Here is a 24306-nt window from a genome sequence, read left to right as displayed (position 1 = left end):
TTCACACCTCTTTTCTACCATAGACTGGTTTCACTTAATCGGCGGCTGAGCAAGTTGGCCGTATAGATGAAGATCAGGCTGATGACTCCCATGAACAGGTCAATGGAGGCGCCATAACTGAAGTTCCCCTGGACCATCCCTACCCTGTAGACATAGGTGCTGATAATATCTGCTGTATCGTAGATCGCCGGATTCTGCATCAGGAAGACTTTCTCGAAACCAATCTCAAGCACCTTGCCGATATTCAAAATCAGCGTGATGACGATCGCAGGAGATATTCCGGGCAGCGTGACATGCCAGATTTTGCGCAATCGGCTTGCTCCGTCCATATCAGCAGCCTCATACAGCTGCGGGTCAATGGCTGTCAGTGCGGCCAGATAAATAATGGTCTCCCAGCCGATATGCTGCCAGATCTCCGACAGGACATAGATCCCCCGAAATAGCCCGGGTTCATTCATGAAATTGATCGGTCCCACGCCAATCCATCCGAGCAGATTATTAATCAGCCCTCCGGTTGGGGAGAGGAACATAATGACCATACTTGCCACAATCACATTCGAGATAAAATGCGGCAGATAACTGACCGTCTGCACAAAACGCTTGAACGCCGCCTTACGCACCTCATTGAGCAAAATGGCCAGCATGATCGGGGCCGGAAAGCCAAGCACCAACTTATACATTCCCAGCAGGAACGTATTTTTCATGAGCGGCCAAAAATCGGGATTCTCCAGAAACATCCGGTAATATTTGAGCCCTACCCAATCACTGGCCCATATTCCCTTAAACAGATTGTAGTCTTTGAAGGTAATGACCAGTCCGAACATCGGCGCATAGCGGAAGATTAAATAATACAGGAGGCATGGCAGGAAGAGCAGCCATAGCGCCTTGTTTTTGTTCCAGATCCGGGTCATCCGGGTCATCCGCACCTTCCGCCGTGACGAATGGTTTATTTTTCTTCGCAGTTTGTCTTGCATTAAGCCAGCATCAGCCATCGGCATGCCCCCTCTTGCTACATGATCGCAGCTCATTTATATGTGAGCTAACTTCCCCTAAGCGACCGGGGTTTGTAACCGAATTATAGCCAGTTTTCAACTGTAAGCGCTATCTACATGTTATATAACATTTCGCCTATACTGCTATTTTCCAGATATCCGCGTATAAATCAGTAAAAGTGCATATTGTTTGTGTCAGCTTTATGCCGCTATGATTAGATTAGACCATTGATCTGCGGCTGTATCCGAAGGGGGAATGTCATAATGAAGGAACTGCTTACAAACCGATTTGCGCTGAACGGCCTGTTTGTTAAGCTAATGCTGAGCTTCCTCAGTGTCATCCTGATTTTGGCTTCATTTAATCTGTTCTCCCATCTGTACCTGAGCAACAAAGTTTATCAGGAGATGGTAAGACAAAATGAACTGGGCCTCGCACAGACCGTCGAAGGATATGAGAATCACTTCCGGCTGACCCAGAACATGATTCTGGCCCTCACTCAATCGGATACCTGGACAGCCAACCTGGGCATTTTGAGCCACCTTAAGGACAATCGTCGTTACGATATTCCCGCTGAAGTGAAGGCGGACCTCTCCACCCTGTATACCAATCCTTTTTTGCATATCGACAATTTCATTCTTTATTTCAAACAGGAGGACTATGTGCTCGAGAAGGAAGGTCTTAGCAACGCAGCCGACATGTTCGGTAAATATTATTACAGTGAAGCGTACTCGCCGGACTACTGGAGAACCCAAACGATGAACAACCAGTTCCTGAAAGTGATGCCCGCAGCAGCTTTTACGGAAAAAACCGTCCATTCTTCCCGCTCCCTGGGAGAGCTGATGCCTGTCATGATGAAGGCCATTCCTTATGAGGATGTGTACGGCATTGTGATGCTGAATCCGCAGCGTATGCAGGATACATATGGAGATGGCAGCCGTAATCCGTTCTACATCTTGGATAGTGAGGGGCGTTTATTGTTCACTACCACAGAAGAGGAACTCCATAATCCTCCGCTTCCTATAGACGAAAGCAGACATGAACGCATTGGGGATCAGTATTACTTCTATGAGAAAGGCAAGCAGACCGGGTTCACCTATGTAAGGGTCACTCAGGCTTCTGTGATTGCGGCGGAGATGCGGGGCATGCAGCTGCTGCTTATGGTACTGCTCGGCGCCGCCATTTTGATCAGCATACTCTCCTCCCTGCTGTTTAGCCTGAGGTTAAATCAGCCGCTGCAGCACCTTATTGCCGCTCTTGACCGAAATTCGGGAAGCGGGACAGACAAGTTGAGCAGAGTGAAGGAATTCGCCATGATCGGTGACCGTCTGAGTTCCATTTTGGAGAACAATCGTTTCATTCAAAGCGATCTTGCGCAGAAAAACTCTCTGGTGCGGCAGTTCGCTTATACGCATAAAGTCAAAAACATCCCGCTCAGCTCCCATCTGGCTGATCTTGAGGATGTTCGGCAGCCCGAACATCCCTATGTCGCCATTTTATTCAAGGTTGGCTTCAAAGACCGGCCCGATGAATTGGAACAGCATACCCTACTATTATGGAAATTAATTCAGAGCCTGTTCACCAGCAATCCAAATAACAGTGTTGCACTTCAGCCTGAACAGGATCAATTACTCCTGCTTCTATTCGATCCCGGCCCGCAGAGCGGTATCCTGCATGCGCTCGATACGCTGAAGGAGCTGCTTGCTGCTGAAGAATGCCTGTATCTTACCATCGCGGTAAGCCCGGTATACTCCGGGGATATTCCGTTTACCGACGCGTACGGGAATCTGTCCACTCTGCTCAAGGAGCGAAGACTAAACGGAGAAACCCAGGTAATTGTGGAGCCACGAGCCTCTTCATCCAGCTCGTTTCATGTCAAGGTGACTTACGGGGAGGATCTGCATGATCTGCTGCAATCAGGCAAGGAGGAGGCTGTGTTTGCCTGGCTGGATCGCCAGCTGGACCAGCTGAGACATAAGGACGCAGCCGCAGAGGATTTTCGGACATTTGCTCTTGGTGCAGTGGAGCAGGCGAGTAAGACGGTGATGAAGCTGAACTTGACACGTATTGAAGGCGGGCTTCCCTCCTCTCCATCTGGGGATCCGTTTGCTGGATTTTATTCCATAGAGCAGTACAGGACATGGCTTCAGTCACAGATTCAACCGATCCTCTCCGCGATCAGCAGCCAATTGGAAACGAAAGATCCCGTTATCAGCTTTGTGCTCGATTATCTGAACCATCATTATGGGGAGGATATTAATCTGAATCTTGTTGCCGACAAGCTGAATCTCACGCCGGGGTATCTCTCCAGTATCTTCAAGGAAAAGACCAACATCAATTTCAGCGAGTATCTCAATAATCTTCGGGTTGAGCGGGCCAAGGAACTGCTGGTCAATGTGGATCTGCGAATTCAGGATATCGCCATGCAGGTCGGTTATCAGAACGTAAACTCGTTCATCCGCATGTTCAAGCGTCGATACGGACTGACCCCGGGAGAGTATCGTAAGCGTCATGCGGGCGATGACCCGTTTATCTCCTCGAATCATGGATAGCCAGGTGTGACGGCGGAGAAATCTAAGATCCTATATAAAGCAAACACCCGCTCAGAAAGCGGGCGTTTGCTTAGATATCACATGAGAATTTTGGACAGGTGCACAAGAGCCGTGGAGGGAATACGTTGTTCTTCAGAAATGTTCTCATAGAGAAGATGTTCTTTCCCCGCATCAATCATGTGTTTGCGCATGGCTGCAATCCGGCCTTTGCCCTGATCAATGAAGCGAAAATCCACCTGCTGCAGACTTGGCATGTCGGTCAAACGCTCGAAAGCTTCTGCCTTTATTCCCTTATGTATTTCTTTCAGCATCAGCACCTCCAAGTGCTCCGTGGTCCATAGGTTGTCTATATGCTGTAGTGATTTCATAAAATCCAACTCCAGCTGCCGCAGGTTCTTCATGCCTGAAAATTCACACAGCCGCTCAACTTTGGGCAGTGACAGATGCAAAAACTCCAGATGATGCAATGCGCTCAGTTCATCAATATGGGTCAGATTCCGTACAGATGACAGTCTCAGCATACGAATGTTGGAGTCAGCAAGTACATCCAGAGGACCATTTAAGGCACCATTATCAATGGCCAGATATTCGATGAACGGCAGGTCCACGACACAGTCCAGTGTCTCGATGGTACAGTTTAACACCAATGTGCTCAACCGAATACAGTCCTCAATCGGAGCCAAATCATCAAATTTTCCGCTGAGAGAAAGATACTGCAGCTGCTTGTACTGTCGGATGAACTCCAGATTTTGCGTTTTGGCTGCCCGTATATTCAGAAACTCCAATCGCTGCAGCGCACCAAGTACATTCAAATCCTGTTTCTGTTTCAGGTCCAATTCCAAAGCCTTCACATATTTTAATTCCGCAATGATCTTCCAAAACTCTTCCGTGTACCGTCCCTTCTCCTCCACATTCGTAATCTTCAGGATCAGATCAGGCCGTTTGGAAAATACCCGTTTGTCCAATTCCGCAACATCTTCCATCACGTCTGCTCCGACCACAAAAGAAATGGTAGCGCGATTCCGCAGCTGCTTAACCGCAATGTCCATTTTCGCTGTGTTCCAGGGAACGCCGCTCATCGACGCAGTCCAAGGTTCACTCATTTTCAGATCCCCTCCATCTAATATTCCTGTAATTGTAAATGAAGAAGACCCCCTTGAGAAGTGCAATTTAGCCTGATAGATAGAGTTCGTCCCTATCTCTTCTCATTTGCCCCTTGCCCATCTATTATAGAAATAAGTGTTTGAACAGACTGGAGGAGCCACAGCATGCAATTTGCCAAACGAATGAACCACTTTAATGAAGGAATATTTACACGATTATCTGAAATTAAGCGACAACGTCTGGAACAGGGGCTCGGCGTCATTGATCTGAGTGTAGGCGCACCCAACACCCCGCCAGCGCAACATATTATCCAGGCTCTATGTGAGGCGGCAGCTGATGTGCAGAATTACACCTATGCCATCAATGACCAGAGTGAGCTGCTGAAGGCTGTCAGTGAGTGGTACAAGTGCAGGTATCAGGTCGATCTGGACCCCAAAACGGAAGTTTGCTCTCTGCTTGGCTCACAAGAGGGCCTGGCACATATCTCATTATCCATCGTGGATGAAGGTGATCTTGTGCTTGTTCCGGATCCCTGCTATCCGGTATTTGCGGACGGGCCGCTTCTGGCGGGAGCAGAGCTGTACTACATGCCGCAAAAGGAAGAACATCAATATGTCATTCAGCTGGAAGATATTCCGGAAGATATCGCGCAGAGAGCCAAATTCATGCTGGTATCTTATCCCAACAATCCAACAACAGCCATGGCACCGGAGCAGTTCTATCTGGACCTGATCGCATTTGCCAAAAAACATGATATCATTGTCCTCCATGACAATGCGTATAGTGAACTTGTATTTGACGGGAAATCATGTGGAAGTTTTCTTGCCTTCCCTGGAGCCATGGATGTCGGCGTTGAATTCAATTCCCTGTCCAAAACCTACGGGCTTGCTGGGGCTCGAATCGGATTTTGCTTAGGTAATGCAGCTGTCGTCTCCATGTTGAAAAAGCTGAAATCCAATATGGATTACGGCATGTTCCTTCCCATTCAGAAGGCAGCAATTGCCGCAATTACAGGTGATCAGAGTGACGTAGGCCGGGTACGGGCCATCTATGAGGAACGTCGGGACATTCTCTGCGAAGGCTTCAGCAGACTCGGATGGGAAATAGCGAAGCCCGATGCCACCATGTTTATCTGGACGCGGATTCCAGCTCATTATGACAACTCCGAGCAATTCGCCATGGATCTGGTCAGCCGGGCGGGCGTCATCGTGACACCTGGTAGTGCTTTTGGTCCTTCAGGGGAAGGATATGTCCGTCTTGCGCTTGTCCAGGATCGGGAACAACTGGAGCAGGCACTGCAAGCTGTGGAAAACAGCGGCCTGTTGATCTCCAACTAATCTGCAGCAAAGAGCACCAATTCCTTATTAGGGAACTGGTGCTTTTTTATGCTGTCATGCGGAGATGCACTACACCCTTTCCCCATCCTCTATCGAAACGGAATCGAAATACCGAAATAAAAAATAAGAGCGGTTCAGCTCAATATCAATCTTGGGGAGTTGGCAGCATGGCACAGTTATTTAGAAAAAGAGGGACCCGGACATCAAGCATCGCCAATACACTGTCTATCATGTTGTTGGCCATAATTGTTGTCGTCTTTTCCATCCTGGGAACATTTATATTTACCAGCACTCGAAGCATCCTTGTTAAACAGCAGGAACTGATGCTGCAAACGAAAACGCAGGCCATTGTGGCCCAGTTCGATGCTTTATTTAAGGAAAAAGGATCTCTGGTTAAGCAGATGTCCACCAATAACTTATTCAGGCAGTATATTCAAACCACTGAATCGGCATCTACCGCTACAACATCGCCCTATGCTGCCGAAACCCAGGCTACACTTGCAGCCATCGTGAAGGAAGAGCCTTCTTTTGTAGATGCATGGATCGCTGGCATTGATGGAAAAGGTTTCTGGCTCCAGCACGATGGTGCAGCGTCCGACTCTGAATTTGTGATTCAGGATCGTCCGTATTATAAACCGGCTGTTGAAGCCGATGGCTTATATTTCTCCGAACCCTATGCCGATATTGCTACAGGTAATATCCTAATGGGCATATTCTATCCGATTAAGGATAACAACAACGAGTTGATCGGTTTCGCGGCGGCAGATATTGCATTCAAGGATATTCCATCCCTTATGGAGAGCTACTCACTTGGAAGTACAGGCTATTCCATTCTGGCCTCCAAGACCGGTGACATTTTATATCACCCTGACGAGGCCAAGGTGCTCAAGGAAAAGATTAACGAAAGTCCGGGAGATTTGGGTGAGATCGGCAAGAAAATGATGGCCGGTGAATCCGGAATCCAACTTATAGATGACAACGGAGAAGGCCGTTATGTCGGTTATGCCACCAGCGCAGATACCGGATGGTCTGTAGGTTTGACCATTTCGGAGCATGAAGTGCTCGAAGAATTAAAAGCCTTTACGTCGATCACCATTATAGGTTTTGCTGTAGCCGCCATCGTGCTTGTGTTCATCAGTTATATCACCCTGCGGTATCTGCTGAGATCCATCCCGAAACTGCTGCAAAAAATCAAGCTTGTGGAACAGGGAGATCTGACCGTCCAGTTTGATACAGCATCCCGCAACGAGATTGGTCAAATCTCACAAGGTATGCTCAACATGGTGCAGAAAATTCAGAGCATGATTCAGATGGTAGGGGCAACTGCCCAAGTTTTAGGCCAATCCTCCAAGGATCTGCAATCCATTTCCGCTCGGACAGCCGTAACGATGAATGATACGGCAACAGCAATTAACGAAATTGCCAATGCAACCAATTATCAGTCCATTGAATCCGAGAACATTTTGCAAAAAACCGGATCATTATCAGGTCAAATCGACGACATATCAAGTGATGTCAAAACGATGGAGACCAAAGTTCAAGCTTCCGCAGAACAAAGCGAACGAGGATTGGAAGTGTTGAATCAGTTATCCAAATGGGCAGAGGAGAACCACCATTCAACCCAGGCCATGTCAACCATTATCCATGATATTGATCTAAGCCGTCATGAAATCTCCGGTATCGTGGACACCGTCCATCAGATCGCAACCCAGACCAACCTGCTAGCACTCAACGCTTCCATCGAAGCTGCACGAGCAGGAGAACAGGGACGAGGTTTTGCCGTGGTCGCAGGGGAAGTTCGCAAACTGGCTGAGCAGACGGCGATGGCAACCGAGGAGATTAGCAAAAAGGTTCGCCAAATCGAAGATAAAACGAAGACATCCGTAGAACACACGGCCCACGGCCTCCTGATTGCAGAGGAAAATGCCAAGTCCGTCGAGGGCACCAAGCAGGTGTTCTACAGCATCAATAAAGATCTGGAGGAATTGAGATTGCGCATGCTGCAGATCAGCAATAACACCTCCAGTGTCCATAAACACAAGGATGAGATTGTCCAGGCACTCGAAATCATCTCTTCCACCACCGAAGAAAATTCTGCCTCTACCGAAGAGGTCAGTGCAAGCACACAGGAACAACTGGACAGTATCGAACAGGTTGCGGAATTATCCGAGCAATTGAGTCAGTTGTCGAACAAGCTTGAGGAAGAATTAAACCAGTTCCAGGTTGATCAGAAATCATAGTGTGCACATGATCGCAATGAACAATAAATAAACAACAAAAGCCCGCTGCGTGAGCGGGCTTTCTAGCGTTCCAAATCCTATTTCGCGTTTGAATATGTGCTTTATTTCATGGGTCTGTGCCAGTTGGAACGGTACATCAGGTAAAGGAAGTACGGTGTTCCAATCAGGGCAATAAGGATTCCGGACGGAATCTCTGTCGGCGCCATGACTGTTCTGCCGATCGTATCAGCGAGCACCAGCATCACTGCACCCGCAAGTGCGGATAAAAACATGGACCGTCTTAACTTATGTCCTGTCAGCAGCCGCACCATATGCGGGGCAATCAGACCGATGAACCCGACGGTTCCTACACAAGCGACAGCACCTGCTGCCAGCAGCACCCCCGTCGTCATGGCGAGCAATCTTGTTCGGCGCACGCCCAGTCCAAGTCCTGATGCACTGTTGTCGTCGAATACCAACAGTTCGAATCGACGGGCGAGCCACCAGGCCAGTGGAACCAGAATAACCAAGAATAAACCGATAACCTTCACCTGCTCCCATGTACGGGCATAGGTACTACCTGTCAGCCAGATATATCCGCTGCTGCCGTATACGGCGCCGCGAACAATCAGGATCTGAATCCCTGCTCCAGCAATGGCCGACATGGCGATCCCCAGCAGTACAACCGCAGACGGATTCAGTCCTTTCTTCCAGGAGAGAGAGAATACAACCACTGCCGCAATAGCTGCACCGATGATGGCTGCGATGGGCAGCAAATATATTGGAAGACCCGGCCATAAAATAATGACCATCATGGCTCCGAGCCCTGCCCCGGAGGACACACCGACGATGGAAGCATCCGCCAGCGGATTACGCACGGCCATCTGAATGAGCACACCACTGATCGCCAGTGCAGCTCCAGCACCTGCAGCAACAAGCGTACGCGGAATTCGAAGCTGAATCACCGCCGAGAACAGTCCATCCGATTGGAATAAACTCGGCAGCAAATCGGCCAGCGGAATTCTCAGACCGCCAAACATGGTACTAAGCAATATAAGCGCTATAGTTACGACCGAGAACAATACTGCCATCGGTCCGAACGCAAAGCGACGCGAAGGTGCACCTGTGCTCATGGAAGAGGACATGCCCGAACCATTCGCTGCTTTCATGCGTGTAAGTACCAGCCAGATCAGCCACGGCGCACCAATAATCGCCATGACAGCCCCTGTCGGCAGCTCCATGCTGGAGTTATGTACCATCTTGGCGAGCACGTCTGCGCCAACCAGGAGAGCCGCTCCCCATATAAACACACCGGGCAGCAGTAATCGGTTAGAGCGCACTCCACTCAATCGGACCAGGTGAGGTGCAACCAGACCCACGAAACCAATTGGTCCGATGACACTGACAATCACCGCAGCCAGCAAAACCGCGATAATCAACCCACCGGCACGAGCCAGTCCAACCCTTTGACCCAAAGAGGATGCTGTGGATTCATCCAGCTCCAGCATATCCCACTGTCTGGACAATATTAGCGCCAGAATGGTTATGCCCGCAACCCAGGGCCAAGCATAAGCGACACCGCTCCAGTCATTCTGGACGAGTGTTCCTGAACCCCATAGGAATAGTCCCTGCGTTTCCATGGAGAAGAAAATATGCAGCGCACTAGTAAATGAACCAAGCACCATCGACACGATCATACCGGACAGCGCAAGTCGAACCGGACTTGATCTTCGTCCCCCGCCCATGAAATAGGCAGCAAATGCCGCAAGCAGACCGCCAAGAGCTGCGAACAGAAAAGGTGACTGATTCAGCACCCCCGGAAAGAGAATAGCTCCCAAGACGACGATAAAGTAGGCCCCTGCATTAATGCCCAGTGTGTCTGAAGCTGCCAGCGGATTACGAGTGATCGTCTGCAGCAGAGCTCCGGCCACAGCTAACGCACCCCCTGCGATAATACCGATAACCGTACGCGGCATACGCAAATCCCAGATCATGTTGTGCTCCAATGTGTTCTGTCTGCCTGTAAGAGCATCCCAGACCGTACTCAATGGAATGGAAGCCTCTCCATAACAAAGACTTACAAAAAAAAGCACGATGAGAGCGGTTAAACCGCCCCCATATATGCTTATTGTGCGCCAGTTCACTGGCCTAGTTCCCTGAACTGAACTCATTTGGTAATCGCCTCAACAACCCCGTCAACCAGCACTTTGGAGGAAATGGGTCCACCAAATGTCCATGTTGTGCTATCCAGTTGATACAGGCGGTTTTCCTTCACAAAATTCAATCCGTTCCAAACCGAGTTATCTTTCATGGCTGTGCCAAAAACGTCATCATCCGGCTGTGTAATATAAATGAAGTTACTGTCCTGTACATCAGACAAGGCTTCAATTCCCACTGTGGAGAAACCATAGCCTTCAAGCTTTTCAGGCTGCCAGTCGTTTACCAAACCGATTTTGTCCAAAGTGCCAATAACGACAGAGTTATCCGTGAACATACGCAGACTAGCTGCATTTTGATACGTGAAAGCCTGTGTTAGAGCAAAGTGGAAATCTTTTTTGCCTGCAGCAGCCAGTTTTTCTTTGGCTTCTACATAATGTTGATCAAGTTCATCCAGTACTTGTTTCGCTTTGTCCTCTTTGCCAAGAGCAATGGCAATGTTATTGAAGATATCTGTCATTTTGTCATAGTTATAGCCATCGCCATCATAAGGGTCAAATTCCATCGTTGGTGCGATTGCATTAAGCTGATCGTAGACCGCATTATTGTTATCTGCATTGGCAATGATGAGGTCTGGTTTCAATGCAGCAATAGCTTCCAGATTCGGCTCACTCCGTGTACCAATATCTGTTACGCTGTCATCCAGAGCTGCTTCGGAAGTGACATAGACTTTGTAGTTGGCGTTGTCGGCATTACCTACTGGCTGAACGCCCAGCGCAACCACATCTTCCGTATATGTCCATTCCAGTGTAACCACGCGCTCAGCCGGCTTGTCCAGCGTAAGTTCTCCGCGTTTATGTTTAACGGTAACAGGGCCGGAAGCCGCTTCCGTCTGCGTGTTGTCAGAAGCATTACCTTCACCTGCATCCGCAGCTGATCCGTTCGAGCTAGTGCTTGCAGAACCGCATCCTGCTAATGTAAGAGCAAAAACCAACAATAATAGTAGTCCGTTCAAGCTTTTTTTCATGTACTGTAATCTCCCCTGTTTATATGTATTATCTCTGATAATAATTATCATTATCACATATTGGATTATGCGACAGAAATCACATTTTGTCAATAAAAAAGCGATAACGGGCTGGCTACAGATTCTGCTATTGTGCCTATTTATGAGAATAAAAAGAAAAAGAGCCCCTGGTTACCCATGGACTCTTCTCAACCAGCATCATGACATGCCAGATTTGCAGTATAATTCATCTACCATGCACGCCTGTATAAGCGTGACCCAATTCTAACGGAAAGCGAATGTTAGTTCAGTTCCATTGTAGTAATGCAGGTATTGTCCTGCTCATATGTGGAAAGCTGGGATTCCGCGACCTTCCCGTCATGTACAATACGGATCAAATATGTTCTGTTCCTTGGTACCCACAGATCCATAAAGCCATTTTTTCCGGTTTTCATCGGTTCTTCTTTCATAAACGTATTACCTTCTGAGTCATGAATCGTGACCAGGAACTCTTTGTTCTTCATTTCCCCCTGACAACCCGTCAGGCTATGAATGGCACATGGGTGAGTCTGCTCGATGTACGGCGCAATCGAAAGGAAAAACTCCTCTTCAGGCAGATTATAGGTTTTCGTTTGATCATCCTTGCCGGTAACGACCAACTGGGTAGCATTAATGGAGGCCGATTTTGTTTCGACTTTGCCCGTACTGATATCGTATACCAATTCCTTAACATTGGTTGATTCAGGAGGGCCTGCTTCTTTTTTCAGCATATTATCAGCGATCAGATATATTCCTAAGCCAACGACCGTAATGAATAAGGCTGCAATAAGTATTCCTTTTCTCAACTGGAGCTCATCTCCCCGTTCGTTTTTGGTTCATTATAATGGAGAATTCCATGCCAGTGCTGAATACGACACCGAAGTCACCAGATATTCACATATTTGTCTTGTAAGTCATGGAATTCATTCTCTTGTAACCAATATCATAGATAACTGGATACGGGCATGTCATGTCTACTTCCGCATCCAAATATGACCGGGATCGAAGAATTGATAACCCTCTATCCCAAACTACGAATACTGCCAAAAACCTGCAATGGGATCGATCCATTTCCCGTCATCGAATTTGGCGAACAAGTACAATGCCCCATAACCAAAGACATACTCTTCCACCATCCCATCGGCATACCCCTCTTCGTCAATCTGGATGAAAAAGTCGTACCCGTCCTGATGCAAAGCCGTTAGGTAACTGTCCTCCTGCTGAATGAATTTCGGCTCTCCCCCAATCTTAATGAGGAATGGCTCCTCGGCTATGATTTCATCCTCCATCCATTTCCCCGCTGTTAATCCATGCTTAGCCAAAGCCGGATTGGTGTAGGTCTCCAGTGCACTTTCAGGGGAGACGGGATGCTGAAACACCTGGATATCACAGGTTGGATATATATTGTTCTCCAGGTATCTCTCATATTCTGCTGGAACAAATACAGAGATCATCTTCTGGCCCGGGACAGGTTCCATAGAGTCTGTTTCAGGAAGAGTCACACTGAGATAAAACAGATAATTCTGATCACGCAGAAAAGCGAATGCGGCGTTATCATCAAAAAAGGCAGGTGCATTCCCCCCAATCCAACTCGGCAATGAATAGTCTGTATGAAGTGGATACATAACGAGCGAGTGTGTTCTATTCTCAAAAAGATCAGTCCATGCGGACATACGGGCACGTTCCTTTCTTACGATTTTCGTTTGAACTTCCAATCCATTCCTATATAATAATTATAAATTCTGGAAACCGTGGTGGACAACAGATTTATTACTCATTAGCCCAGACAGAATTGTTCTCCAAGCAGACCATGTAGGAGGAATATACATTGAAATGGCTCCGTGTACATAAGGCAGATCATGATATCAGGAACAAGATAGACTGGAACGGTAACCTCCCTAAACATATTGCAATGATGATGGATGGAAATGGACGCTGGGCCACGAGAAGAGGGCTTCCGAGAAGTGCCGGCCATTATGCCGGCATGCAGACGATGCGTGAAACGATAGGCATGTGCCGTCGAAACGGGATCGACTCTCTCACCCTTTATGCATTTTCCACGGAAAATTGGAAAAGACCAAAAGAGGAAGTAGATTATATCATCAGCCTGGTCGTCGAATTTGTACAAGATACTACCGTTCAGGAACTGAATCAACATGACATTAAAATCAATTTCATTGGTGATATATCCAGGTTCCCCCTTGAAACACAGGAGGCCATGCGCAAGGTAGTTGAGCTGACCAAGGCCAATACCGGGATGAATGTATACTTCGCCATGAACTATGGTGGGAAAAGCGATATTGTTCAAGCTGTTAAATTATGTATTGAAGAAAACAAAAACGTACCAGACATCACTGAACAGGACCTCGAGAAGTTTCTGTATACCGGACAAAATCCGGCACCGGATCTATTGATTCGGACGAGCGGTGAGAAACGGCTGAGCAACTTTTTATTATGGCAGGTTGCCTATGCTGAGCTGTGGTTTACGGATGTCATGTGGCCGGATTTTAACGAGCAATTGTTATACGAAGCCATGCTTGATTATCAACAGCGCAAGTTACGGGCGTTAGAGGTTTAATATCCCAATTGTTCGACCATTACGGGCCATTATACACTCAATTACGCAACCGCTCTCCAGCCATATCTACCGTAACATTCCAAACTCTGCACCATATACTATGATATCTTACAACAAGATTTTGCTCGAGCCTGATCACTGTTATCCGAAGGGTGACCAATGGATGTCTTTTGTATCAGCTGCTCCAACCCATTGAGCTTGAGCTTGTCTCTCATACACCAATTACAGGATCTGAGGTTTATTAAGAATTCCCTTCGATAACAATTCTCCCAATGTAGAGTCCATTCCCTCACTTAGGTCTTGGCTACGAAAAGGAAAAGAGCAGCGGTCATGTCTATTTAACAACAACATCCCGCCGCTCCTGATCCTTAGTCATACCAGCTTCTCAATAAATAGACTTATGGACTGGATAAAAGGCATATACTTTAATTTTTATGCTGACATAGACTATATCGTGAATCGACATTAAGGAGTCAGTTTCAGAATAGTTACCGTGGTATTCAGATTGTTATGCAACTGTACAGGAGTTGCACTCGCATTTACCAGTTGAATCGTTGTTGGAACTGTTGTGACCGTAATGATAACTTCAGCAGATATGGGGCCTCCACCATTACCCGTGAAAGGCACGGGGGTTATAGGCGTTCCGTTCACTGTGAGGTTGAAATTGGCATCGCCCTGATTATGAATGGAGAAAGAGATAAAGTAACTTCCTGTTTCATTGATGGTTATCGTTGAAGATGGCGGCACAAAGGTAAAGGCACCGCCCGCGTTAGCCAAAACACCAGTCAACGTAATTGGCGAGTTTCCTGGAACGGTGTCCGTTCCTGTACCGGGATCAGCCCGGAAAACACTCAGGAAATCGGAAATCCCAGCCCCTGTTGGACCGGCAGGACCTGTTGCTCCAGTTGCACCTGCAGGGCCAACAGGACCAGCTGGACCCACGAGGCCAGAAGGACCTGCTGGGCCAACCGGGCCTGCCGGGCCCACTGCTCCGACCGCACCCGCCGGACCCACTGGTCCTTGTATACCAGGAATTCCTTGCAATCCGACTGGCCCCGGTATCCCTTGAGCACCAGTCGCCCCTTTTGGACCTATCGGTCCTATTGGACCAGGAATCCCTGGTACGCCTTGTGGTGCATTAACAATAACCTTAGGTTTAACCTTCAAAACCTTAACCTTCACACCGCAATGTACATGTTTTTTGAATTTACGTCTACAGATCCGTTTCCCATGACGATTGATCAACTAACTCACCTCCGTGATATTTCTCCACATACTATGTGCAGTAATAACAAGGGGCGTAGACAACTAACTATAATTTCGAAAATTACAGGGCCCATTATGAGGAAAGTTGTCTATCTCATGGAGCAATATTTAGACGTTAAGCTTTTATTACATATTGAAAAGCCTCTTACCACACAGCCAAGATTACAATGCAAAGCATATTAAATTTCTATACGTTACACATGTTTGGTATGTGATGTTCTACCCGCAAGCCAGTATGTGAGTGCACCTGAGACGGCGAAGGCTAGGAGAAGGCCAATGCAAGTATGCAGCAAGTTCAGCGTATCAGCTTCAATATAGAATGGGATGTCCAACAAACTTCCGGCACCACCTATAACCAGTGCCTTCACGGACGAAATGCCAAAATACAAACCTCCGACCGCGCCACCAGCCATTGCCGAGAAAAAGGACCATTTCCTTCTCATATTCACAGCATACATGGCAGGCTCCGGAGCACCCAACAATGCCGTTCCTGTTGCCCAGAAGGCGAGTTTCCTGAACTCAGCCTCTTTGGTGCGCAGTCCAGCAGCCAGTGAAGCTCCAGATTGTGCTACGAAGGCAACAAGTATCGCCGGTATAATGAGGGAGAATCCATTCGTCATTAATTCATTGATCATGATGGGTACGAGCAAATAATGCAATCCTGCGATCATCAGTATGGACATAATTGCTGCCATCAACATGATCGTGACTATAGGGGCATCATTCAGAAGCGAATCAATGATATCGGGAAACTGCTGGTTAACCCAAGTTCCAAATGGACCAAGTACCATGAGAACCAAGGGGATTAGAATGAGAAATGTCAACGCCGGAGCGAGGATACCTTTCATTACTTTGGGTTCTATATGTTCAACTACCCTTTCCAAAAAGGTTGACGCACATACGGCTAGGATGATCCAAATTGTTGCGGAAAGAAAGGACGTCTGTGACACAATGGAAACGCCCAGAAAATGAACATCTTCTTGCCCGGACAATAAATACGTCATTTGCGGGTAAAGCATCAATCCTCCAATAGCAGCGGCAACATACAGATTGCTCTTCATTCGATAGGCTGTACTGAAAGCCACTAAGATTGGCAACAGATAATTCACACTATCTCCAATCGACTTAAATATCATGAATGTCTGACTTTCCATTAGAGAAGAAGAATCAGTGGAACTGTACACATTAAACAAAGTAATAATAGCTAGCACAATTTTGAGCACTGCGGCTCCCAGGATGACAGGCATCAAAGGCCTGAACACATCCGAAACAAAGCCCAATAATGAGAATGCCTTTTTACCTGAACGCCTTGTTTCTTGCAGTGGACCGCCTATGTCTTTCGCAACCCCAATGTCTGTTAACCTTTTGTAGAGTAGAGCAAATTCATCCTTAATAGCTATGTAACTTTGATCACCTGTTATGCGAATATCTACATCAAGAATGGATTCAGCTAAACGTGGCATATCTATGTCTGTATGGCTGCTTAATGTCAACGTAGTGGTATTCATGTCATGCTGAACATAGCTGATATTCTCCTTTCCACCTGCAAGTTTCAAGATCTCTTCGAATTGCCTATCATTCATATGTACCTTCTCCTTATGCTGCGGTAAACCCGAGTTTTGTGATGTGCCCTTATCTATATACCCATTTCCATGATCAAACTTCAATAGGATAATCAAACTAATTTCCCTTTCATTTCATTACCAATTAAGCAGGGTACATGGACCTAACTCACCTGAAGACAGCAAAAAGCCTGCTTCCGCAGGCTCTTCCAATCTCTTCTATGATCGATTCAATTTCTGGCCCCTTATGACAACGCCAGCATGGTGTTCATATCTTCCTCTGCCGTTGTGATCAGCTTCAGGCCGAACATGTCAACAAGCACATCCAGTACCCCTGCCGAGATGAATTCTGGCGGTTTGGGTCCAATTCGAATGTCTTGAATACCAAGACTGAACAGCCCCAGCAGGATCGCCACCGCCTTTTGCTCAAACCAGGACAGGACAATGCTGACAGGCAGCTCATTGACAGAACAGCCAAAAGCGTCCGCAAGAGCCATTGCAATTTTCACGGTTGAACCGGAGTTGTTGCACTGCCCCAAATCGATATAACGGGGAATCCCTGTATCCCCGACTGTACCATAATCCACATCATTGAAGCGGAATTTACCGCATGATGTGGTGAGAATCACGGTATCGTTAGGCAGCGAAGTCGCTAGCTCACGATAATAGTTTCCGCCTTTTCCAGGTGCATCGCAGCCAGCGATAACGAAGAAACGACGGATATGCCCATCTTTGACTGCCTGAATAATCTCTGGAGCGAGTCCAATTACCGTCTCATGATGGTACCCCGTTGTTAGCACCTGCTCAGACTTAACGTCTGCTGCCGGCAGGGAGAGCGCACGTTCAATTAGAGGAGTGAAATCATCATTAATAATCTTGGCTACACCCTCAAGACCCGCGACTTCATACGAGAAGAAACGGTCGGCATATGTACCTTTGATAGGCATGACGCAGTTTGTGGTCGCAAGTATGGCACCCGGGAACTGTTCAAACAATCTTCGCTGATCATACCAGGCTTTGCCGATATTGCCTTTCAGATGGGCATATTTCTTAAGTGCCGGGTACCCGTGAGCAGGCAGCATCTCGGAATGTGTATAAATGTTGATGCCTTTCCCTTCGGTCTGACGAAGAAGCTCTTCCAGCGCATACAAGTTATGTCCGGTCACTACAATGCATTGTCCCTCAATCTGGTTCTGCGAAACGGTGATGGGCTGCGGTATGCCGAATCTCTCGGTGTGCGCACGATCCAGCACGTCCATGATTCGGATTGCAGCGTTCCCTACTTTCATGGCCATATCAAGATGTTCCTGCACATTAAAATTGGAATTGGTCAACGTCATATACAGGGCTTCATGTGTAATTCGATCCACTTCCGGATCATGATACCCCAGCTGCCGAGCATGTGTTGCATAAGCCGCTATGCCTTTCAACGCAAAAATCATGGTATCCTGCAGACTGGCTATCGTTTCATTTTTGCCACAGACCCCGACTACCGTACACCCACCACTCGGTGTCTGCTCACACTGATAACAAAACATGTCTGTTCCCTCCAACGTGATTCGATTTCATTCACTGGTAACAGCGTAACAAACCCTTAGGGGACCAAGTGTGATGGCGGACACAGTTTATCTTTCGACACCGTATAGTCAAAATTGGCAACTATATGAACCTATTGTTTCCCCTCCAAGACTATCATCCAATCTTTCAGTAGCTCCTTCGCATCCTTTATTTCGTAGTCCACGCTGCCCCAGCAGCAGGTCTATAGAAAAGGAGGAGTTCAAATGGCTAAACCCGTTTCCATTTCTCAAACGTATCCTCGCTTGACGGTGTTCAGTGAAGAAAATTTCAGAGGCCGCCGAAGAGTCTATCGTGGTAACCTCGGCATCTCCGATGTGGATGCCATTCTGACTGGAATTGAGAGCTTGCGATTTTTCTCCACCAATCCAAACGCCACGCTCGTGTTGTTTAATCGTTCACGTTTTCGTGACCATTTTGTGGTACTGCGGGGGAATCGCAGCATTCGCGAACTGGATGACTTTTTGCGCAGAGGAGATGTGGAATCCCTTATCGCATCCAATCAGCGCTTAACCCTGGCACAGATCCGCGAGATCAGAAGAACCGGAGAGTTACCTCCCGGTTACCGCTTAATCTGACCTGTCCTTTTCGCGGGTGCATTTATATCAATGCAGTGGTGCACGTATCCGTGCATCGCTGTAAATAAATATATTGGACGAGGCATATCTTGGCTCCTTATGAAAAATACTGTGTACATAAAAAAGTTGGAAATGAAACGATTCTATATTTTGCCCGTAAGGGTAATACACAGAAGAAATCCATTTAATCAAGGAGCTGGTCAATTGCAACATTATAGACACAGTGCTGAGGAGACACTTCAAGACTTGAATAGTTCCCCCAAAGGGCTCACTGCCTCCGAAGCTGCAAAAAGACTTGAGACAGAAGGATATAACGAGTTAAAAGGCAAAAATGCAACCCCTGTCTGGAAACTGTTTCTTGAAAATTTCAAAGATCCCATGGTCATTGTTCTGCTCATTGCGGCAGGTGTACAGGTTGTGCTCGGACATCTTATTGAATCCCTGATTATCTTTTTGGTTATCCTGCTGAATGCCGTAATTAGTGTCGTACAGACCAAAAAAGCGGAAAGCTCCCTTGATGCCCTAAGGCAAATGTCTGCTCCTGAAGCCAAGGTTATCCGTGATGGTGAGAAAAAGACTATTCCGGCCAGGGAACTCGTTCCCGGCGATATCGTTTTATTAGATGCGGGTGATTATGTGCCGGCCGACGGTCGCATTTTGGAGTCCGGTAGTCTGAGAATCAATGAGGGCATGCTGACCGGAGAATCAGAAGCAGCAGAGAAACATGCAGATGCCATTCCGGAAGAAGCTCCGATCGGTGATCGGCGCAACATGGCCTTCAGCGGCTCGCTGGTCGTATACGGCCGCGGCACTCTCGTGATTACCGGAACCGCGTCAAAAACAGAGATCGGCAAGATTGCCGAATTGATTGAAAATGCTGAAGCCAAAGAAACTCCGCTGCAGCGCAAATTGGAAGCCTTCAGCAAAAAACTGGGCTTTTTCATTCTAGGATTGTCCATTCTTATTTTTGCCATCGAGGCAGGGCGTGTCTGGTTAACCGAAGGCACGGACAATCTGGGTCCTTCAATTATCAACGCACTGATGTTTGCCGTTGCTGTCGCGGTCGCCGCCATTCCTGAAGCTCTCTCTTCCATTGTGACGATTGTATTGTCGCTGGGAACGAATAAAATGGCCAAGCAGCATGCGATCATTCGCCGTCTCCCTGCCGTGGAAGCGCTCGGTTCAGCCAGCATTATCTGTACAGATAAGACAGGCACGCTTACCCAAAACAAGATGACGGTTGTGGATTATTACATCCCTCATGGCACCAAAGAGGAATTCCCGGACGATCCCGATCAGTGGTCTGAAGAGGAACGACGCTTGTTACACATTGCAGTGCTCTGCAATGATTCGAATATTAACCAGGAGGGCAAGGAGCTGGGTGATCCGACCGAGGTGGCCCTCATTGCCTTCAGTAACCGCGTGAACAAGGACTACAACGAAATCCGGGACCAGTTCCCGCGGGAAGCAGAGCTTCCTTTTGACTCAGATCGAAAACTGATGAGCACAGTACATACCTTCGAAGGACAGACGGCCTTATTAACCAAAGGTGGTCCGGATGTGCTATTCAGCAGGTGTACTCATGTGTTCATGAACGGAGAGGTTCAGCCGCTTACCGCTGAGATTCGCACACAATTCGAGGAGAAAAACGAAGCTTTTTCCAAACGTGCCTTCCGTGTACTGGCTTATGCTTACAAAAAATTCGATGACAAAAAGCAGGTCACACCTGAAGACGAATATGATCTGACGCTTGTTGGACTGACAGCCATGATTGATCCACCGCGTGAAGCCGTGTATGGCTCCATTGAAGAGTCCATGAAAGCTGGTATCCGCACAATCATGATCACAGGCGATCACAAAACGACAGCCCAGGCAATTGGACGGGATATTGGACTTGCAGGCCCCGATGATCTCGCCATCACAGGTGCTGAGCTGGACAAAATGTCGGATGAAGAGCTGGATCGCCAGCTTGAACACATTTCGGTCTATGCACGGGTATCCCCTGAAAACAAAATCCGCATTGTGCGCGCATGGCAGCGCAAAGGCAAAATTGCAGCCATGACCGGAGACGGCGTCAATGATGCACCAGCTCTGAAACAAGCCGACATCGGTGTAGCCATGGGCAGCGGTACGGATGTTGCCAAGGATGCGGCTGCCATGATTTTGACGGATGATAACTTTGTATCCATCGTGAACGCAGTGAGTGTCGGGCGTATGGTATTTGATAATATCAAAAAAGCCATTGCTTACCTGTTTGCGGGTAACCTTGGGGCCATTATCGCCATATTGTTCGCACTTATCGTTGGATGGGTGAACCCGTTTACGGCCCTGCAGCTTCTCTTCATCAACCTGGTGAACGATTCCCTGCCTGCCATTGCACTGGGGACGGAAAAGGCCGAACCGGATGTGATGCGGCGCAAACCGCGTGATATTAATGAAGGCATCTTTGCCGGCGGTACGCTTCAAGCCGTGATTACACGTGGTGTATTGATCGGTGCGGCTGTTATTGTGTCCCAGTATATCGGGCTTGGCATCTCTGAAGAAATGAGCGTGGCAATGGCCTTTACGACCCTGATCCTGGCACGGAGTCTTCAAACATTTGCAGCCCGTTCCAACACACAGACCATCTTCCAGGTGGGCTTCACGACGAATAAGCTTGTCCTTGGCTCCATTCTGGTATGTCTCTGTCTTTACGGAATCACCTTGATTCCGGGTGTACGCGGCATCTTCGCCATTCCGGATGCATTTGGTTGGAACGAGTTCCTGATTGCAGGCGGCCTTGCCCTGCTTGCCGTCATTCTGATGGATGTCATCAAGTGGATTCGTAACCGTGGCAAAGCGGTTAGTGCGGCATAAAAATACTTCTACCCTTCAAGGCGCCCTCAGACGGGCGTCTTTTTGCTGCGGGAATCAACCTCTACAATGCAAGGCATTGCCTATCGTTTTTTGTTTGTTTCGATCTGTTTCATCTCATTTGTCACCGATGCCGAAACTCTTCGAATTTTATGACATTATTGCCATATATGAAGATTGGGCGTAAAATGATTTATTGATTTTCAATATAGGTTGACTCAATCATAGACAGGAATGGTAACGTGAAAGATAAAATTGTAATGCCTCTCTGGACATGCTGTCTGTTCATTGTCGTGATGAACACCACCATGTTTAATGTATCCTTACCCGTTATTATTAACGATCTCCAAATTACATCTGATCTGGGCTCATGGGTCATCTCCAGCTACTCTATCGGTTACGCATTATCGACCGTCATTTTCAGCCGGCTATCCGATCGGGTTCCGGTGCGCAAACTGCTAACCATCGGACTGCTGATTCTGGGCTTGTCTTCGTTACTTGGATTATTTGCACATAGCTTCGCCGTCCTGCTCCTGACGCGTATTCTGCAATCCGCAGGTGCAGGGGTTATGGCCGGGCTGGGTCTTGTGATTGCGAGCCGCTACATCCCGCTGGAACGCCGCGGAGCCGCCATTGCCCTCATCTCTTCAGGCAGTGCCATGGCTTTTGGGCTGGGTCCCATTGTGGGCGGACTCATTAGCGAATACTGGGGATGGAATGGTCTTTTTGCAATAACCGTGCTGGTCCTGCTTGCACTACCTGTATTGCTCTATTTCCTGCCGCGTGAAACACCAAGCCCAGACAACCCTTTCGATATGATCGGGGCAGTGTTAACGGTCATTAACGCCATTACGCTTCTGGTCGCGATTACCCAGCAGTCCTGGATCTGGTTTGCCATCGGTGTCCTGTCTCTTGTGGCTCATATGTGGTACATCCGCAAAGCACACCTTCCATTTGTCAATCCAGATGTATTTCGAACACCAGGATATACACGTTTGATTCTCATTGGCTTCTGCATTCTGGTGGTTAATCTGGGTAATCTATTTCTAATGCCGCTTGTCCTTGCCGACCTGTTCGGACGTTCATCGCTCACGATTGGTTTGCTCATTGCTCCGGGAGCCATTGTCGCAGCCTTTTGCACCCGTTTCGTGGGACGATGGATCGACCGTTACGGCAACATGCGCTTTCTGATGATTGGACATGTGCTGCTTGCAGCTGTACTTGCCCTGTTTATGCTCGGACTGAATCAGTCCGCCCTGATCATTACCGCAGGCTATCTCTTTTTCTCGCCCGCACTCTCCGCCTCCATGGCATCACTGAATAATGAAACGTCCCGCATTTTGCCCAAAGCGCAGATTGGAGCAGGTATGGGCATGCTTCAGCTGATTCAATTCTTCGGTGGTTCGATGTCTGTGGCGGTCTGCGGACTTCTGTTACACAGCATCCCGGGCGTTTCGGTAGAGAAAGCCTATCACGTTGTTTATGGATGTCTGCTCTTCGTCTGTCTTGCCTCGCTTGTTATCGTTGTGTGGCATCACAGAGCCTCTCATTCCGGGATTAGACAGAGTAAGGGTAGTACGACTAAATAATGGAATGCTTTAGAATGATAGTTATAAAATGAATACACAAACAGCCCGCACAGTATGCGGGCTGTTTGTCTGTTTCGATACGCTTTCGGTACGCAGTCATTCGCATCGATTCAAACTCTGGTTTCAAGTTCCGTATTAACTTCCGTCACGCGCTGCCTTCCAGGCTTCCTCCACCGAGACAGGGGCTTTGCTGCTGCTCTCTCCGCTGCCTTCTTGTGTCCATAGAGGCGGGTAATAGGCAAATACTTGTCCCGTCTGAAGCTGACCAAGATCATTTTGCCATCCTTCCCAGCGGAAGGTCTGGTAGAACTGCTGCAAATCGCCATCTGCCAGCCAGGTCAGAAATTCCGAATAAGCAAGCTCCGTCGATTCCCATTCCAGGGCATCCGGCGCATAGTAGTATATCTCTCCAGTGCGACCGAATTTGCCGGTATCCAGCGCAAAAAATCCACCTGCCACATCATAGGCAACCACCATCATGCCATCCAGTGCCTGTACGCAGGGCTTGTCGCTCACACCATTCCAGCTGGTTAGACTTCCAAATACACTCTTACCTCCTGCACCCAGCAGCGTGATCCACCCGTGATCAATCACCATTCCTTCCGTCTCGTAAGCAACAGCTCCCAGATAGGATTTGGTGCTCACTTGAAGACGATAGAGTGTATCTGCTCCATTCTCTGGTTGTGCAGAAACATACTCATATGTATTTTGCCCGTTATCCAGTAGTTCCTTGAGTTCCTCCCAGGCGTGATTGTCCCGATCCAATAGTTCATTTGCAGATAATGTTTGCATATCTTTACTCCTTCCAAGTGTCGATTCATTATTCATACAAGCTTTCTTTCATCCATTTTCCGTGACCAAATCCCTCTAACACTTTACATTCTCGCTGTCCAGTCCTACC

The 24306-nt window shown here is 47.9% G+C and carries 17 protein-coding genes; 7 read left to right on the top strand and 10 right to left on the bottom strand.

All coding sequences use genetic code 11. The annotated features are described in order from the left end of the window. Positions 1-14: 14 nt before the first annotated feature. Positions 15-920, bottom strand: a complete 906-nt coding sequence (locus CHI14_RS17220) for an ABC transporter permease (RefSeq protein ID WP_249281163.1) — start codon at positions 918-920, stop codon at positions 15-17. 336 nt (positions 921-1256) lie between these two features. On the opposite strand from CHI14_RS17220, the gene CHI14_RS17215 reads away from it, so the two are divergent. Beyond that, positions 1257-3542, top strand: a complete 2286-nt coding sequence (locus CHI14_RS17215) for a helix-turn-helix transcriptional regulator (RefSeq protein WP_095289723.1) — start codon at positions 1257-1259, stop codon at positions 3540-3542. A 77-nt stretch (positions 3543-3619) separates the two neighbouring features. Here the strand turns inward: CHI14_RS17215 and CHI14_RS17210 are convergent, their stop codons facing one another. Further along, entirely contained in the window at positions 3620-4645 is a 1026-nt protein-coding gene (locus CHI14_RS17210) for a leucine-rich repeat domain-containing protein (RefSeq protein WP_095289722.1), read from the bottom strand. Between the two features lie 165 nt (positions 4646-4810). On the opposite strand from CHI14_RS17210, the gene CHI14_RS17205 reads away from it, so the two are divergent. Together CHI14_RS17205 and CHI14_RS17200 are read left to right on the top strand one after the other, a co-directional pair. Next, positions 4811-5983 carry an aminotransferase class I/II-fold pyridoxal phosphate-dependent enzyme gene (locus CHI14_RS17205; RefSeq protein ID WP_095289721.1) on the top strand — a complete coding sequence of 391 codons (1173 nt, stop codon included), beginning with the start codon at positions 4811-4813 and terminating at the stop codon, positions 5981-5983. Between the two features lie 167 nt (positions 5984-6150). Then, entirely contained in the window at positions 6151-8223 is a 2073-nt protein-coding gene (locus CHI14_RS17200; protein WP_095289720.1) for a methyl-accepting chemotaxis protein, read from the top strand. A gap of 101 nt (positions 8224-8324) precedes the next feature. Here CHI14_RS17200 and CHI14_RS17195 read toward each other — a convergent pair whose 3' ends face one another. The 4 genes from CHI14_RS17195 to CHI14_RS17180 form a co-directional block, all read right to left on the bottom strand. Continuing rightward, positions 8325-10373 carry an iron ABC transporter permease gene (locus CHI14_RS17195; RefSeq protein WP_095289719.1) on the bottom strand — a complete coding sequence of 683 codons (2049 nt, stop codon included), beginning with the start codon at positions 10371-10373 and terminating at the stop codon, positions 8325-8327. Beyond that, positions 10370-11386 (bottom strand): ABC transporter substrate-binding protein, encoded by a 1017-nt coding sequence (locus CHI14_RS17190; protein WP_095289718.1) that lies wholly within the window; start codon positions 11384-11386, stop codon positions 10370-10372. Before CHI14_RS17190 ends, CHI14_RS17195 begins: the two co-directional genes overlap by 4 nt. A gap of 281 nt (positions 11387-11667) precedes the next feature. Then, the gene (locus CHI14_RS17185; protein ID WP_095289717.1) at positions 11668-12210 is read right to left on the bottom strand and encodes a CueP family metal-binding protein; all 543 of its coding nucleotides are present in this window, start codon (positions 12208-12210) and stop codon (positions 11668-11670) included. Positions 12211-12435: 225 nt separating this feature from the next. Next, positions 12436-13077 (bottom strand): hypothetical protein, encoded by a 642-nt coding sequence (locus CHI14_RS17180; RefSeq protein ID WP_095289716.1) that lies wholly within the window; start codon positions 13075-13077, stop codon positions 12436-12438. A gap of 155 nt (positions 13078-13232) precedes the next feature. On the opposite strand from CHI14_RS17180, the gene CHI14_RS17175 reads away from it, so the two are divergent. Beyond that, on the top strand, positions 13233-13982 hold the full coding sequence (locus CHI14_RS17175) for an isoprenyl transferase (RefSeq protein WP_095289715.1): 750 nt from the start codon (positions 13233-13235) through the stop codon (positions 13980-13982). Positions 13983-14447: 465 nt separating this feature from the next. Here the strand turns inward: CHI14_RS17175 and CHI14_RS17170 are convergent, their stop codons facing one another. From CHI14_RS17170 to hcp, 3 genes are all read right to left on the bottom strand, one after another. Beyond that, positions 14448-15227 carry a collagen-like domain-containing protein gene (locus CHI14_RS17170; RefSeq protein ID WP_095289714.1) on the bottom strand — a complete coding sequence of 260 codons (780 nt, stop codon included), beginning with the start codon at positions 15225-15227 and terminating at the stop codon, positions 14448-14450. 215 nt (positions 15228-15442) lie between these two features. Beyond that, positions 15443-16831, bottom strand: a complete 1389-nt coding sequence (locus CHI14_RS17165; protein WP_095289713.1) for a PTS sugar transporter subunit IIC — start codon at positions 16829-16831, stop codon at positions 15443-15445. Positions 16832-17055: 224 nt separating this feature from the next. Then, positions 17056-18348 carry a hydroxylamine reductase gene (hcp, locus tag CHI14_RS17160; RefSeq protein WP_095289712.1) on the bottom strand — a complete coding sequence of 431 codons (1293 nt, stop codon included), beginning with the start codon at positions 18346-18348 and terminating at the stop codon, positions 17056-17058. Between the two features lie 243 nt (positions 18349-18591). On the opposite strand from hcp, the gene CHI14_RS17155 reads away from it, so the two are divergent. The 3 genes from CHI14_RS17155 to CHI14_RS17145 all read left to right on the top strand — a co-directional run bounded on the left by CHI14_RS17155 (position 18592) and on the right by CHI14_RS17145 (position 23405). Beyond that, positions 18592-18963, top strand: a complete 372-nt coding sequence (locus tag CHI14_RS17155) for a hypothetical protein (protein WP_095289711.1) — start codon at positions 18592-18594, stop codon at positions 18961-18963. 204 nt (positions 18964-19167) lie between these two features. After that, positions 19168-21819 (top strand): cation-translocating P-type ATPase, encoded by a 2652-nt coding sequence (locus tag CHI14_RS17150; protein WP_095289710.1) that lies wholly within the window; start codon positions 19168-19170, stop codon positions 21817-21819. 239 nt (positions 21820-22058) lie between these two features. Next, positions 22059-23405, top strand: coding sequence for an MFS transporter (locus CHI14_RS17145; RefSeq protein WP_095289709.1), 1347 nt, complete (start codon positions 22059-22061; stop codon positions 23403-23405). Positions 23406-23540: 135 nt separating this feature from the next. Here CHI14_RS17145 and CHI14_RS17140 read toward each other — a convergent pair whose 3' ends face one another. Continuing rightward, positions 23541-24197 (bottom strand): DUF2625 family protein, encoded by a 657-nt coding sequence (locus CHI14_RS17140; RefSeq protein WP_095289708.1) that lies wholly within the window; start codon positions 24195-24197, stop codon positions 23541-23543. Between the last annotated feature and the right edge of the window lie 109 nt (positions 24198-24306).

Origin of the sequence: Paenibacillus sp. 7516 (genome assembly GCF_002272715.1) — a bacterium.
In the GTDB taxonomy this organism is placed as follows: domain Bacteria; phylum Bacillota; class Bacilli; order Paenibacillales; family Paenibacillaceae; genus Paenibacillus; species Paenibacillus illinoisensis_A.
Note: the sequence above shows the minus strand (reverse complement) of the source record. Positions and strands in the feature narration are given on the sequence as shown.